Annotated in this window: 14 protein-coding genes; 12 read left to right on the forward strand and 2 right to left on the reverse strand. The window is 62.1% G+C overall.

The window, feature by feature from the left end; all coding sequences use genetic code 11:
* Positions 1-39 precede the first annotated feature (39 nt).
* Positions 40-2016 carry a penicillin-binding protein 2 gene (mrdA, locus tag AC1RGU_RS14925; protein WP_492696704.1) on the forward strand — a complete coding sequence of 659 codons (1977 nt, stop codon included), beginning with the start codon at positions 40-42 and terminating at the stop codon, positions 2014-2016.
* A gap of 17 nt (positions 2017-2033) precedes the next feature.
* Here the strand turns inward: mrdA and AC1RGU_RS14930 are convergent, their stop codons facing one another.
* Together AC1RGU_RS14930 and AC1RGU_RS14935 are read right to left on the reverse strand one after the other, a co-directional pair.
* Entirely contained in the window at positions 2034-2312 is a 279-nt protein-coding gene (locus AC1RGU_RS14930) for an alpha/beta hydrolase (RefSeq protein WP_492696705.1), read from the reverse strand.
* Between the two features lie 23 nt (positions 2313-2335).
* A complete protein-coding gene (locus AC1RGU_RS14935; protein ID WP_492696706.1) occupies positions 2336-3274 on the reverse strand; it encodes a LysR family transcriptional regulator in 939 nt (312 codons plus the stop codon).
* 174 nt (positions 3275-3448) lie between these two features.
* Here AC1RGU_RS14935 and AC1RGU_RS14940 point away from each other — a divergent pair, with 174 nt between their 5' ends.
* The 11 genes from AC1RGU_RS14940 to AC1RGU_RS14990 all read left to right on the forward strand — a co-directional run bounded on the left by AC1RGU_RS14940 (position 3449) and on the right by AC1RGU_RS14990 (position 14566).
* Positions 3449-4264, forward strand: a complete 816-nt coding sequence (locus tag AC1RGU_RS14940) for an ABC transporter substrate-binding protein (RefSeq protein ID WP_492696707.1) — start codon at positions 3449-3451, stop codon at positions 4262-4264.
* A 33-nt stretch (positions 4265-4297) separates the two neighbouring features.
* Positions 4298-4999, forward strand: coding sequence for an amino acid ABC transporter permease (locus AC1RGU_RS14945; RefSeq protein WP_492696708.1), 702 nt, complete (start codon positions 4298-4300; stop codon positions 4997-4999).
* A complete protein-coding gene (locus AC1RGU_RS14950; RefSeq protein ID WP_492696709.1) occupies positions 4996-5733 on the forward strand; it encodes an amino acid ABC transporter permease in 738 nt (245 codons plus the stop codon). Before AC1RGU_RS14945 ends, AC1RGU_RS14950 begins: the two co-directional genes overlap by 4 nt.
* A complete protein-coding gene (locus AC1RGU_RS14955; RefSeq protein ID WP_159276218.1) occupies positions 5730-6458 on the forward strand; it encodes an amino acid ABC transporter ATP-binding protein in 729 nt (242 codons plus the stop codon). The genes AC1RGU_RS14950 and AC1RGU_RS14955 overlap by 4 nt, the downstream gene beginning before the upstream one ends.
* A 53-nt stretch (positions 6459-6511) precedes the next feature.
* Positions 6512-7723 carry a pyridoxal phosphate-dependent aminotransferase gene (locus AC1RGU_RS14960; RefSeq protein ID WP_492696710.1) on the forward strand — a complete coding sequence of 404 codons (1212 nt, stop codon included), beginning with the start codon at positions 6512-6514 and terminating at the stop codon, positions 7721-7723.
* Between the two features lie 141 nt (positions 7724-7864).
* Positions 7865-9001, forward strand: coding sequence for an acyl-CoA dehydrogenase family protein (locus AC1RGU_RS14965; RefSeq protein WP_492696711.1), 1137 nt, complete (start codon positions 7865-7867; stop codon positions 8999-9001).
* Positions 9002-9110: 109 nt separating this feature from the next.
* Positions 9111-10640 (forward strand): class I adenylate-forming enzyme family protein, encoded by a 1530-nt coding sequence (locus AC1RGU_RS14970; protein WP_492696712.1) that lies wholly within the window; start codon positions 9111-9113, stop codon positions 10638-10640.
* A 63-nt stretch (positions 10641-10703) separates the two neighbouring features.
* Complete coding sequence (locus tag AC1RGU_RS14975) at positions 10704-11423, forward strand: enoyl-CoA hydratase/isomerase family protein (protein ID WP_492696713.1); 720 nt, start codon at positions 10704-10706, stop codon at positions 11421-11423.
* Between the two features lie 164 nt (positions 11424-11587).
* Positions 11588-12550, forward strand: a complete 963-nt coding sequence (locus AC1RGU_RS14980; RefSeq protein WP_492696714.1) for a Bug family tripartite tricarboxylate transporter substrate binding protein — start codon at positions 11588-11590, stop codon at positions 12548-12550.
* Complete coding sequence (locus tag AC1RGU_RS14985) at positions 12547-13599, forward strand: NAD(P)-dependent oxidoreductase (protein ID WP_492739301.1); 1053 nt, start codon at positions 12547-12549, stop codon at positions 13597-13599. The genes AC1RGU_RS14980 and AC1RGU_RS14985 overlap by 4 nt, the downstream gene beginning before the upstream one ends.
* A gap of 37 nt (positions 13600-13636) precedes the next feature.
* Positions 13637-14566: an amidohydrolase family protein gene (locus AC1RGU_RS14990; protein WP_492696716.1), complete on the forward strand. Its 930-nt coding sequence runs from the start codon at positions 13637-13639 to the stop codon at positions 14564-14566.
* Positions 14567-14666 lie beyond the last annotated feature (100 nt).

Genomic DNA, 14666 nt, shown 5'->3' on the forward strand with positions numbered 1-14666 from the left:
CTATCTGGCTTCTCCGCTTCTTTCCCCCCGTTTCGCCCGATGAATGAAATCCGCAATGCCGCCGCCGAGCTCGCTCTTTTTCGCCGCCGCGTGGTGGTGGTCGGTTGTGCGGTGTTGTTCGGATTCGGATTGATCGGCGCGCGGCTGGTCTACCTGCAGGTGGTGCGCCATGAAACGCTGGCGGACCGGGCCGAGAGCAATCGCACCGCGATCGTCCCCGTGGTGCCCAACCGCGGGCAGATTCTGGACCGCAACGGCGTGGTGCTGGCGTCCAACTACGCGGCCTACACGCTGGAGATCACGCCGTCGAAGGTGAGCGACATCGCCACCGTCATCGACGAGCTGGGCGAGCTGCTCGAAGTGACGCCCAGGGACCGCCGCCGCTTCCAGCGCCTGCGCGAGGATTCGCGCAGCTTCGACTCCCTGCCCATCCGCACCCGCCTGAGCGACGAAGAGGTGGCGCGTTTCGCGGCGCAGCGCTACCGCTTCCCCGGCGTGGAAATCCGGGCGCGGCTGTTTCGCACCTACCCGCACGGCGAGGTGGGCGCGCACGTGATCGGCTACATCGGCCGCATCAACCAGCGCGAGAAGACCGCGATGGACGACTGGGAGGAAGACGAGCGCGCCAACTACCGGGGCACCGACTACATCGGCAAGGTCGGCATCGAGCAGAGCTACGAAAAGGCGCTGCACGGCCAGACCGGCGTGGAGCAGATGGAAACCTCGGCCGGCGGGCACGCGGTGCGCCGCCTGTCGCGCCACCCCGCCAGGCCGGGGCAGACGGTGATGCTGTCGCTCGACATCAAGCTGCAAAAGCTCGTGGAAGACATGTTCGGCGAACGCCGGGGCGCGCTAGTGGCCATCGACCCGAAGACCGGCGAGGTGCTGGCCTTCGTGAGCAAGCCCACCTTCGATCCCAACCTGTTCGTCGAGGGCATCGACACGGAGAACTGGAAGGCGCTGACCGAGTCGCCCGACAATCCGCTGCTGAACCGCGCGCTGCGCGGCACCTACCCGCCGGGCTCCACCTACAAGCCCTTCATGGCGATGGCGGCGCTGCAGACCGGCAAGCGCAGCGCGGACAAGGTGGAGAACGACCCGGGCTTCTACAACTTCGGCGGGCGCACTTTCCGCAGCCACCGGGGCGGACTGGGCGGTGTCGACATGCACCGCGCCATCCAGTTTTCGAGCAACACGTACTTCTATTCGCTGGCCGCCGAGATGGGCGTGGACCTGATCCACGACTTCATGGCGCCCCTGGGCTTCGGGCAGTTCACCGGCATCGACCTGCAGGGCGAGTCGCGCGGCGTGCTGCCCAGCAGGGCGTGGAAGCGCGCGGCCTACCGGCGCGCCGACATGAAGACCTGGCACCCGGGCGAGACGATTTCGCTGGGCATCGGCCAGGGCTACAACAGCTTCACGATGCTGCAGCTGGCCTCGGCCAATGCCACGCTGGCCAACGGCGGCGTGCGCTACCAGCCGCACCTGGTGCGGGCCATCCGCGACACGGCGACCGGCGAGGTGGTGCGGCAGGTCCAACCCCCAGCCCAGGACCTGGGCTATGCGCGCAAGCACGCCGAGGTGGTGCGCGACGCGATGGTGGCGGTCACCAAGGGCGGCACCGGCACGCGCGTGTTCGCGGGCGCCGCGTACACCTCGGCCGGCAAGACCGGCACCTCGCAGGCCGTGGGCCTGAGCCCGAAGGCGCGCGCGAGCGGCAAGGCCCTGGAGGCGCGCCAGCGCGACCACGCGCTGTACATGGCATTCGCCCCGGCCGAAGACCCGACCATCGCGGTGGCCGCGATCGTCGAGAACGCGGGCTTCGGTGCGGCGCACGCGGCACCGATCGTCCGGCGGGTGTTCGACTACTGGATTGCGGGGCAGTACCCCAACGATGCCGACATGGCGGCGGTCCAGGTGGGGAAGGCCGGCGCGCCCATCGGCAAGCCGCTGGTGGCCAGCGAGGTGCCGGTGCTGGACGATGGTGCGCAGGGGGATGAGGCTGCGGTGCTTTGAGGGGCCGGGGCGAAGCGTCAACCCGGCGCGAGCCGCTGGGCAAACCAGTCCGCCACGAAGGCAGTCCGCTGCGCCGCATGGTTGTAGATCGTGTGCTCGCCGTCGTCCCACACGCGCAAGGTGACGTCGGAGTTCGTCACGGCGTCCAGGAAGGGTTGCTGGTCTTCCATTCGAACCAGTGGATCGGCACCGCCGTGCAGCACGAGCAAGGGGCAGGCGATGCGGTCCCGCCCGGGGCGAAAGCGCATGCGCTCGAAGTTCTGCTGGATGGCCTGCTCGTCGTCGGTGCCCAGCATGGCCGCGGCTTCCCGAAGTCCGATCAATAGCTGGGGGGTGCCGGGGCGTCGGCGGGGATGGCGCCGGGTTGGAAAACCTGCGTGAAGTCGCAGCACTCCTGTGCAAGCAGCACCGTGGAGTCGATCAACGTGCTTCGCTGCTCGCTCCTGCTCATTGCGACGTAGGTGATGTCGGGGATTGCGGGCGTGACCTTGAGGGGTTGCAGCAAGCCCAGGTCGACCATGGGGGCGAGGCAATCGCGAGGAAGGGGACTGATCCCGATTCCGGCCACGGTCATGCCGATGATGGCAATGATGCTGTTGCTGGGTAGCGATTGCTTCGGCGTGAGGCCGAAAGACTTGAACCAGTTCTCCGAGGCGAGGCCTGCCCCCGAGCGGCTGCCCTGGGTCAGGATTCGATGCGAGGCCAGCTCGTGGAGGCGCAACGTCCTGTCCGCAGGCAGCAGGCCGGGCTTGCACATCCAGGCACTGACCACCTTGCCGATGGCTTTCTTGGTGATCCGGCTGTCGTCTTCCGCGTCGGGAACGATCGCCAGATCGATCTCGTCGGCCAGGAGTCTCTTGCGAATGGTCACGCTGCCGTCGACGTCGGGCTCCAGGACAACGCGGGGGTGATGGACCTGCATCATGCCCACCAGCCGCGGGAACCAGGTCATTGCGGTGAGTTCGGTCAGGCCGATCCGCAGCCTGCGCTCGACCACCTGTGCCTGTGCAAGCTGCTCCATCGCTTCGTCGCGCTGGGCAAGAAGCCGCTTTGCGATTGCAAAGGTCTGCTGCCCCTTCTCCGTCAATCGGGCCGCGCGTGAAGAGCGGTCGAACAGTGAAGTGTCCAGGAGGCTCTCCAGTTCCTGGACTCGCCGCGAGATCGCCGACTGCGTGGTGTGAAGCTTCTCGGCGGCCTGCGAGAAGCCGCCAAGCTTGACCACCCAATAGATCGCTTCAAGTTGCTTGAACGAGATCATGTTCGTTCTGCCGGTGGGACTTCATGCACTGCGGGTTCCCCCTTGGTATATGTGTAAAACAGATGCAATTCTATAAAAATAAATCGTTTTTTTTAATTTTTCAAAGTCTCCAGAATGCGGGCTTCCACCTCATTTCTAGGCCTCTGGCATCAAGCCGCTTCAGGAGTTGCGCTCATGTTCCGATTGACTTTCACTCGCGTCATCGCCGTCGCTCTTTGCGTCTGCGCCACCACGGCACAGGCCGATCGTCTCAGCGACATCAAGGCGCGCTCCAGGCTGGTGTGCGCCACGCTGACGGGGGCGGAACCCCTTGCGTTTCAGAACCCTGCCACCCGCGAGTACGTCGGCTTCGACGTGGATACGTGCAAGAGCCTCGCAAAGCACCTCCACGTTGAACTGGAGCACCGCCCGATTTCCGTCGAAGCCCGCATTCCCGAGTTGGCGCTGGGGCGTGTGGATGTGGTGGCGGCCTCCCTGGGCTACACGAAGGAGCGTGCCGAGCAGATCGCCTTTTCGGACATCTACTATCAGCTGCCCTTGAAGATCATCGTGGCGAGCAATTCGCCCATCCAGACGTTCGCCGACCTTGCCGGGAAGAAGATCGCCGCCAACAAGGGCTCGACCTCGGAGCTCAACGCTCGCAACAAGCTTGCGGGTTCCGAAGTGGTGACCTACCAGGACGGCACCATGGCCTTTCTGGCACTCGCACAGGGAAAGGTTCAGGCATATGCCATTTCTCAAGCACCCGGCGCGCGACTGCTCCACGAAAGTTCGGGCAAATTCCGCTTCCTCGACGAGTCCCTCGTCTACGAGCCCACGGGCCTGGGTGTGAAGAAGGGCGAGAGCGAACTGCTCGATGCGGTGAACAAGGCATTGCGCGACATGGAGTCGTCTGGAGAACTCGACGCGTTGTGGCGCAAGTGGTTCGGGCCCGACACGAAGCTGAAGATCGCTCGCGAGAAGAAGCTGACGCCCCTCAGTGCATTCTGATCAAGTTCGCAAATCAGAGCCACGAGCGCATCCATGCTTGATCTGAAATTCGGGGCCGTGTTGAACGGCCGCTATCTGGACTGGTTGATCGCCGGCGCATGCAACACACTCGTGCTCTTCGCCGCTGCATGGGTGTCGGGCCTCCTGCTGGCACTTGTCGTCGTTTCCATGCGGCAGTCTGGTTTGACCGGACTCCAGGCCGTCTCCAAAGGGTTCGTTGGCTATCACCGGAACGTGCCTGGCCTGGTCCAGATCTTCATCTGGTACTTCGGCGTGCCTCAGGTGTTGCCTGAGGCCTGGCAGGCGTGGATCAACGCCCATGGGAGCGAATTCATCTTCGTCTGGATCGCGCTGACGCTGAACGCGGCGGCCTTCATGTCGGAGGATCTGCGCAGTGGTGTGCGGTCCCTGTCGCCCACGCAGATGGAGGCAGCGCGAGCTCTGGGCTTGTCCTACGCCAAGGCGATGCGCTTCGTCGTTCTTCCGCAGGCACTTCGCGTCGCAGTGCCGCCCTTGACCAACCAGTCCCTCGGGCTGTTCAAGGCAACGAGCTTGGCCATGGCGATCGGCCTCGCCGAACTGACCTATGCGGCCCACCAGATCGAGAGCGAGAGTTTTCGCACCTTCGAGGTCTACGCCATCGCGTCGATCTTCTACTGGGTCTGTTCGTTCGCGCTGATGGGCATCGGCCACGCCTGGAGCGTTCGCCTGGATCCGCTGCGAGGTGTCCGATGATCGACATCCTTCGTGACTATGGCCTTCTGCTCCTGGTCGGCCAGTTCCCGAATGGCCCCGTTGGCGGCTTGGCGCTCACGCTGTTTCTCGCCGTGTCCGGGCTGCTGCTTTCGTTTCCCCTCGCCATCGTGATGGGGGTGGCCCGGACGTCCTCCATCAAGGCCGTTCAGTACCCGGCGACCGCTGTCGTTTATGCCGTGCGCGGCCTGCCTGTCCTGATGCTGATCTTCTGGGCCTACTTCATCGTGCCGATGGTCGTGGGGCACAGCATCTCCGGGATCACCACCTTGATCGTCGCCCTTGTCGTCTACGAGATCGCCTTCATGGGGGAGGTCGTGAAGGCGGGCATCGTGGCCGTCTCCAAGGGCCAGGTCGAGGCCGCTCGATCGTTGGGAATGACCTACTTTGCAACGATGCGCAAGGTGATCCTGCCGCAGGCACTCGTCAACATGATTCCGAGCATCCTGAACCAGTTGATCAACCTGATCAAGAACACGTCGCTCGGCTACATCATCAGCGTCGGCGAACTGACCTACTCGGCCTACCAGATCAACGCCCAACTGCTCACCCGCCCATTTCAGGTGTATTTGATTCTGGCCATCACCTATTTCGTCCTCTGCTGGGCGCTGGGATTGGCTGTCTCCCGGTTGGAGAAGAAGTTGAACCAAGCACGCTGCACGCCCGACGTGCCGACCCCCCTCCAGCGCCTGGTGTCCAAAGAGGCCACGACATGATCACCTTCGACAACGTGGACAAGTTCTACGGCGGCTATCAAGCCCTCAACCAGATCAACGAAACCGTCAAGCAAGGCGAGGTGGTGGTGGTGTGCGGGCCCTCGGGTTCCGGCAAGTCCACGTTGATCCGCACAGTCAATCGGCTGGAGCCGATTTCGAAGGGCCGCGTCATGGTCAACGGCGAAGACGTGCACAACCCGAAGACTGACGTGAACAGCTTGCGCAGTCGCATTGGCTTCGTCTTCCAGAGCTTCAATCTCTTCCCCCATTTGAGTGTCATGCGCAATCTCGAGCTGGCGCCCATGACGGTGGCGAAGGTGAGCCAGAGCGAGGCGCGCGAGCGCGCAATGGAGTTGCTGGTGAAGGTTGGCTTGGCGCACAAGGCGGATGCCTACCCGCCACAGCTCTCGGGAGGCCAGCAGCAGCGTGTGGCGATTGCCAGAGCGCTCGCGATGCGTCCGCCGGTGATGCTTTTCGATGAGCCCACGAGCGCGCTGGACCCTGAGATGGTGGGTGAGGTCCTGGCAGTGATGAAGCAGCTGGCCTTGGATGGCATGACCATGATGTGCGTGACCCACGAGATGGGTTTCGCGAAAGAAGTGGCCGACCGAATCCTGTTCATGGACGCGGGGGCGATCGTCGAGCGTGCCGCTCCCGATCAATTCTTCGCCAATCCACAACACCCCCGCGCCCGGAAATTCATCGCCGAAGTTCGGCGCCCCTGAGTCCCGTCCGCATTCCGATCAAGCCGATTGTGCGTAGCTGCACAGGAGTCGTCATGTCCAATTTTCTTTCCAAGTCTCTGGCTCGCATCAAACCGTCGAGCACCATTGCCGCCACGCAGCGGGCTCGTGAGCTCGCAGCGCAAGGCCGCGACGTGATTGCGCTCAGCACGGGCGAGCCCGACTTCGAGACACCCGAGCATGTTCAGGTGGCTGCCATCCGCGCACTCACTGGCGGCAAGACCAGGTACACGCCGACCCATGGCATTCCCGAGTTGCGTGATGCCGTCGTCGAGAAGTTCCGGCGGGAGAACGGTGTTGTCTACACGCGCGATGAAATCATCATCAGCAATGGCGGCAAGCAGGTCATCGCGAATGCTTTCATGGCCACGCTCAACGAGCACGACGAGGTGCTGATTCCCGCGCCCTACTGGGTCTCGTATCCGGAGCTCGTGGCCATGTGCGGAGCGACCTCCGTCATTGCGCAGACGACCGCCGCCAACGGCCTGAAGCTGACACCGGAAGCGCTCGAGCGGCACATCACTCCCCAAACGAAATGGGTGGTTCTCAACTCGCCAGGGAACCCCTCCGGCGCAGCCTATTCGCGCGATGAACTTCGTGCGCTCGCAGAGGTCCTGCTGCGTCATGAGCACGTGTGGGTCATGAGCGACGACATCTACGAGCACCTGGTGTACGACGCGTTCGAGTTCGCAACCATTGCGGGCGTCGAGCCGCGGCTGCGGGAGCGGACGTTGATCGTCAATGGCGTTTCGAAAGCCTATGCGATGACGGGGTGGCGCATCGGCTATGGCGCCGGGCCGGCCTCCTTGATCAAGGCGATGGACGTGGTCCAGGGGCAGGTGACATCCGCCGCCAGTTCCGTCGCGCAATGGGCGGCTGTGGCGGCGCTGCAAGGCCCACAAGATTTTCTCGCGGCGAGGCGCGAAGTCTTCAAGCAACGCCGAGACCTGGTCGTCGACCAACTCGATGCCTGCGTTGGCCTCGCATGCGCACGGCCAGAGGGCGCCTTCTATGTATTTCCATCGTGCGCCGGAACCTTCGGGAAACGAGCGCCCAGCGGCAAGCCGATTCAGGACGACGCGACATTCGCGCTGGAGCTTCTTGCCGCAGAAGGCGTCAGCGTTGTGCATGGAAGCGCATTCGGCATGCCCGGTCACTTCCGCGTTTCGTACGCCGCGAGTACGCAGAGCCTGGTCGAAGCCTGCAAGCGCATCCAGCGCTTCTGCGCCGAGCTCTCTCCAGGCTGAATCCGCCGGCCACGCGATGCAACCGTGCGCGAGTTGCTCTCAATTTCCACCGTACGGGCCGAGCGAATTACAGCCCGCCGATTTCTGGTTGATACGGAATCAAAAACTTTACCCCTTGATTGACAAGATAGGAGACGAAAGATGCCGCTGTGGACGGAATTTGAACCTGCACAGGCCGTGAATGAATTTCGCGCCTTTGCCGAAACCTACGCGAAGCCCGCTGCGGCTCAACTCGATCGGAATGATGCATACCCTTCCGATGTTGTGGAGCAAGCGGCCAAACAGGGTCTGAATGCGCTGATCGTCCCCAAAGAATATGGGGGTGGCGGATGCTCATTCCGGCGAGTGGTTTCGTTTTTCGAGGAAATCGGTGCCGCCAGCGCCTCGGTCGGGATTTCATTGAATTCGAACTTTCAGGCGCAGAACGCAATTTTGCGATCTGGAAATGAAAAGTTGAAAAGAGAATTCTTGCCGAAATTTTCCCAGGGCCTGACAGCAGCGTATGCACTGACTGAGCAAAATCATGGCAGCGACATCCGTTCCTTGGACACCAAAGCGGTGCTCGAAAATGATCACTGGATCCTGTCCGGTCAAAAATCATTCATTACATCGGGGAGTGGTGCCGATCTGTTCATCATCCTGGCCCAAACCGAGAAAGGACTGGGGGTTTTTGCAGTTCCGCGAGAAATACCTGGCGTAAGCACCTTCGTTGGCGAGAGGAGCGAGACCTTTGGCGGGCGAAATGGGCCACACGTGGAACTCAAACTCGAGAACGTTCGGTTGCCCTATGAATACCTTCTGGGCGAGCCGGGTGGCGGCCTGAAAGTCGTGCTGCGCAACCTGAACTATTCACGCACGCTCAACGCGGCCATGGTCATCGGCATGGCGCGTGCGGCATTTGATGAATCCCTTGCCTACGTCAAAAACCGAAAGGCCTTCGGGCAATCGGTCTTCGATTTTCAAGGAATCCAATGGTATTTCGCAGAAATGCTCACGGACATCGACGCAGCCCGCCTGTTGCTGTACTCGGCGGCTGACGCATTGGAGGCGCAGCGCGAGCCCGAGCGCTACGCCAGCGAAGCAAAGCTGTTTTGCTGTTCCGTTGCCAATCGGGTGACGTCCCAGGCTATTCAGGTTTGCGGCGCATACGGAACGGCTGTGAATTCGCCTTTCAATCGCTATTGGCGTGATGCCAAGGTTGCGGAGATCGGAGGAGGGTCGGTGGAAATATTGAAGAACACGATTGGTAAATACATTGGCCGAATGGAGTTGGGCTGATTAAAAAATCCTGCAAATCGGTCGACTGACAAAAAGGTCGCTGCCCATCTTCTTCTGAAGAAGAGAGGGGTGGCGAAATGCTTCAAATATTCTGCAGAGAACCCAAGCAATGCTCAATCAAAATATCCGCAATCTGGCGCTCTTGATCCAGGACGCAGTTCGACGATCGCCTGAAGCGGTGTTCGGCACGGACAAGGTGTCGGCCCCCATGGCAGATGCTTTCAAGACGGCGCAGGCGCTTTGCGCGTCAATGTCTGGCGCCATCCTCAAGGGGCAAACAGTCGCTTTTGTTGGGGTCACCAGCGAGCACTACTTGATCTTCTGGATGGCTTGCCAGTTGCACGGCATCCGTACGGCACTCATCAATCCGCACTACCCTCAAGACCTGATCAGGGAAATGCTGCTCGATCTGAATCCAGATGCCGTTGCATTTTTCGATGACACGTACCGCGCACCCATTCATCCGAACTGGGCTTCTATTGATGCACGGAACGCGTGGTCCGGTCATTTGGCTGTAAAGAGTGCCGAGGTCCCAAGATCGGTCGAACCAGGTGTGCCGGTCGAGGGCGATGCGCTCTTGACGGGGCTGGCCTGCGACGGCTCGGAGATCGCGTGCTATATGCATACCTCGGGCACCTCGGGTCGCCCCAAGTTTTGCGCACTGAGCCACTCTTATTTCATCAGGCTGGGCCGCTTCATCGCCGACTCTCTCGGCTACGTTCGCAATGACGTTGTCTTTGCGCCGATGCCGATGTTCCATATCAACCCTCTGGGCTACGGTGTCGTGGCGGCCTGGACTGCAGGCGCGGGCGTTCTGGGGACACAGCGTTTTGCCGCACAGAACTTCTGGAGCACCGTGAAGCAGATCGGCGCGACCGCACTCGTTCTGCATGTCACGCCCCTTCAGATGCTGATGAAGGAAGCGGATGTCGACGCAAGCGCGGGCCATCAGGTGCGCGTGGTGTTTGGCGCCATCAGCGAATTCCTGGGCATGTTCGGAATCCCCATTGGAATCACGGCGTATGGGTCCACCGAAGCCGGTGGGCTTTGTCATACATGGCATGTCCGTGCAGGCGACCGCTCATTGGCGGAAGAAGGCCCTACCCACTACGCCGGGCGCGTGCGTTTCGACGCCGAATTCAAGATATCCGAAGAGGGTGAAATCCATGTCAGAGCGCGGGAGGCGGACACGCTGTTTTCTGGCTACCTTCGCGACGGAATGTTGGACCCCTCGACGGATGCCGACAGCTGGTTTCACACGGGCGACCGAGGCCGCGTTGACCACCTTGGAAACCTTGTCTTCATCGAGCGGATGAGCGAATCCATTCGAGTCAACGGCGAATACGTTCCGATCGATTTCGTGGAACGTTCTTTGGAAAGAGAAGCGGAGTTGTCCGAGTTCGCGATCTGGTCGAGAGCGGACGCGGTGAGCGGTCAACGCGTCGTCTTGTGGATTGCAGATCCTCGAATTGACCTGGAGAAGACGCTCGCGGCAATTCAGCGTCTGCCGAGCATCATGCGGCCCGTTGAAATCATCCAGATCGCGAGCCTCCCTCGCGACACCGGAGTGAACAAGGTTCAGCGCCGACGGCTGCACGACGAGCACGCACTGTGGCGTCATGAAGTTTCCGCGCAATAGCACTCGAGGGTACTTTTCATGAATGCTTGTCGTGTCAGCTGTGAACTCACAGGGCATGTTGCCGTGCTCGAAATCAACAATCCCCCGCACAATTTCGTCGACGTCGAGCTCGTCAAGGAATTGGCCGACAGTTTCGAGCATCTCGATGCTGTCGAGGATTGCCGCTCGATCGTTCTGCGCAGTGGCGGCAGCGTGTTTTGCGCTGGAGCGAATTTCGATCAAACCGAAAACAGCACGGCGCTCGACCCGTCGCCGTTCTACGCGCAGGCCATGCGGCTTTTTTCGAACCGGAAACCCATCGTTGCGGCGATACAGGGCGCTGCCATCGGTGCCGGATTGGGGCTTGCCCTGGTCGCCGACTTCCGCGTGGGATCGCCCCAGTCCCGGTTCAGCGCCAACTTCAACCGACTGGGCATTCATCCCGGTTTCGGAATCAGCCTCACCTTGCCGCGCATCGTGGGGGCGCAAAAGGCAGCCTGGATGCTCTACACGGGCGAGCGGGTCAGTGCGCAACAGGCATTGGCGCTGGGGTTGATCGACGCTCTTTCGGAGGATCAAGACCCGTTTGCCACGGCACTGGTCATGGCGGAAGCGATCGCGCGCTCGGCGCCCGGTGCCGTCCAAAGCACGAGGCGCACGTTGCGAGCGGGATTCGCGGACCACGTGATGCAAGTGAATCGCCATGAGTGCGCGGTTCAACTCGAGCAGTTTCGGCATCCCGACTTTCTGGAGGGCGTGAGGGCTGCCGCACAACGCCGCGTTCCGGTGTTTCAGGGCCGTTGAACGCCTTCTACATCAGGCCCGCAGCGTTGCGGAGCCTGGACCTTCGCTTGATCTGTCAGTGCAGGGCGCATTGAACATTCACGGGACACGATATGAATCGAACACTTACCGAGAGACATCCAGTGGCTCCTGATCGCTCGACCCACCTGAGTCGGCGATCCGCCATGCAGCTCGTGACCGCCGGTCTGGCGGTGTGGACTGCAGGTGCATGGGCGGCGTCGGCGCAGAGCGATGCCTTTCCCGTGCGGCCCATTCGCATGGTCATTCCATTTCCTCCATCGGGCGCCGCCGATCTCGTCGGCCGCCTGTATGCCAAGGCTCTGGCAGAACTCTCGGGTCAGCCGGTGGTTCCTGACAACAGGCCTGGCGCAAGTGGCCTGATCGGTGCACAGAACGTGCTCGCATCTGCGCGCGACGGATATTCACTGCTGATCGGGAGTTCGTCGACGCTTGCAGTGAACGCCGCCATCGCCAAGAGCTTGCCCTACGATCCCCTGACGGACTTCGTACCAGTGGGCGTCCTGGCAACGGGGCCCGTTGTGCTTGTGACGGGGGCATCCTCGGGAATCAAGAGCTTCGAAGACCTGGTCCTGAAAGCACAGGCTCATCCCAGGACCCTGAACCTGGGCACCGGCTCCACGGCCTTGCAGCTGCAAGCCGAATGGCTCAACGAGACAGTGGGCATGAAGATGACGGCCATTCCGTACAAGGGTGGCAGTGAGGTGGCCTCCGCCTTGTTGGCAAACGCCGTCGACGTTGGAATGCTGGATGTGTCGGCAGCCCATGCCCTCATCCGGTCGGGAAAATTGCGAGGTCTTGTGCTTGGTGCAAGCCAGCCGCTCGCCTCGCTCCCGGGTGTGCCGACGACCGCGCAACTCGGTGTCAGGGGCTATACCGGTGAATCCTGGATCGTCGCTGCGGTAGCTGCAGGCACTCCGGATCATGTGGTTGACTACTACGCCACGGTGCTGGCGAAGGCCGCCAGGCTGCGATCGACGCAGGATTGGCTCCGCGAGCGAGACCTCGGCTACGTCTATCGCACCGCAGCGCAGACCAAGGCGTTGATCGCTGCCGACATTGCGCTCTACAAGCAGTTGGTCGATCGACTGGGTATCCCAAAGGTATGAAGGCCATGACACCAACACCTCGCACGCTGCTACTGGCTGGGCGCTACAGCCAGGTCTTCAAGGAACCTCTGCTGGCCTGTCTCGGTCCCGGTTGGGTTGCCGAGTCATGGTGCGCCGAGGAGGGCACGGAAGGCTTGACGCGCAAGGCAGCCGTGGCCGAAATCCTGATCGGATCTGCCGAATGGGCGCGACACGCACAAGGCCTCGGTGTCGAAGCGACCTTCGCCGCCAGCCGCCGGCTCGGCCTGACCATTCTCCCGTTCTCGGGTGTCGACTGGTTGCGCTCCGAGTGGGTGCCAGCCAACTCGGTGGTCTGCAACGTCAGCAACGGCAGCGATCCCATTGCCGAGTACGTGATGGGCGCCATCTTGAACGCCGAGATTCCGTTCCGGGAGATGGATGCCGAATTGCGGCAGCACCGATGGACCTGGGGCGGTGGCTCCGTTGTCGGTCGCAAGCACGGCGAGTTGCAAGGCAAGACCATCGGCTTGGTGGGCTACGGAAGAATCGGCCAGCGTGTCGCTCAATTGGCCACTGCGTTTCGAATGCAGGCGATCGCCGTGAGTCGATCGCCCGGCGTCTCCCGCGAGCTGCACTGGTGGCGCGGCATGGAGGCTCTGCCGACCCTCCTTGCGCAGAGCGACTATGTTCTTCTGTGTGTACCGGGTGGCGCAGAAACGCTGAACCTGATCGACAAGGATGAGCTGTCTCGCATGAAGTCGAACGCCATCCTCATCAACGTTGCACGCGGGCCAGTCGTCAACGAGGCGTCACTCTTTGGAGCGCTTCAACGGCGCGAAATTCGTGGTGCCATCGTTGACACCTGGTACACGTATCCGCCGCCGTCTTCGATGGTGGGCGCGCCCGGCAGCCTGGCGTTCGAGACGTTGGACAACCTGGTGATGACGCCGCATGCCGCGGGATGGACGGATGCACTGGAAACGCGCCGGGTTGAAACCGTCGTGCGCAACGTGCACTGCTACCTGCATCGCAAGGCGCTCACCGACGTTGTCATCGACAAGCGTTCGGCGGCGAGCGAATGCCTTTGATTTCCTGGAAACCGCTCACTGTGTCTGGAGAAGAACGATGCAATTGACAGCAGCCTGCCTGCCGCCGCCGGAGAACTATGCGGCCCCCGACTTTCAGGTCCCCGCGCGGGCGTGCGATTCTCATTGCCATGTCACGCCTGAAGATTTCTTGAACACGGTGCCGGACGCGAGCTACGAGCCCGCACCGGCACCGCCGGCGGAACTGCGCCGCTTGCGCCGATCGATCAAGTTCGAGCGATCGGTGGTCGTTCAAGCCAGCGTGTATGGCAAGGACAACCGCGCCGTCGAGCAAGCGCTGCGCGCTGAGCCGCAGGTGCTGCGTGGCGTCGTGGTGGGTGATGCGGAAACGACCGATGCGCAACTCGATGCCTGGCACGCCACGGGCGTCAGGGGAATGCGATTCATCATGTCGGGCCAGCTTGGCGGTACCGTCGATCTCAATGACCTGAAGGTCCTGGCGCCGAAGCTGGCGGACCGTGGTTGGCATGCCGAGATTCTTCCCAGGGAGGATCGGTGGCCCTCGCTCAAGTCAACGCTGGAGCAGTTGCCCTGCACGCTGGTCGTCGACCATCTCGGTGGGTTGTCCTTGGGGGCGCAGTCCGGCGAGGCTGAGCGCGTCTTGTCGTCGCTGCTCTCAACGGGCCGTGTGTGGGTCAAGCTGATCGGCTATCGCCTGTCGGCCAACCTTCGAGATCCTCGCATCGCCCGCCGCGCCCAGCGCTTGTACTCGGAAGCGCCAACTCGCATGGTCTGGGGAACCGACTGGCCCCATGTGGGCTTCTCGGTTGAGCAGGACGCCGGCGTCTTGCTCAATGCTCTGGCGACCTGGTTTGACCACGATGCAAGCGCCATCGAGAGGATCCTTGCCGCCAATCCTGAGGAGCTTTTCGACTTCCCGCGCGCTGCCGTCCGCATGGATCCCGTCGATCCGATCATCGTTACCGGAACCCCACAGCGCCGAACTTGAGGCTCGGGGCGAGAACGGGGGAAGGCGATTCGGCACGGTCAGCGCATCTGTTCAATCCGGTAGCCCCGCTCGGACGGGTTGCGATCATCGGGCGCCAGCT

This window comes from Variovorax sp. GW823-FHT02B07 (assembly GCF_058797695.1).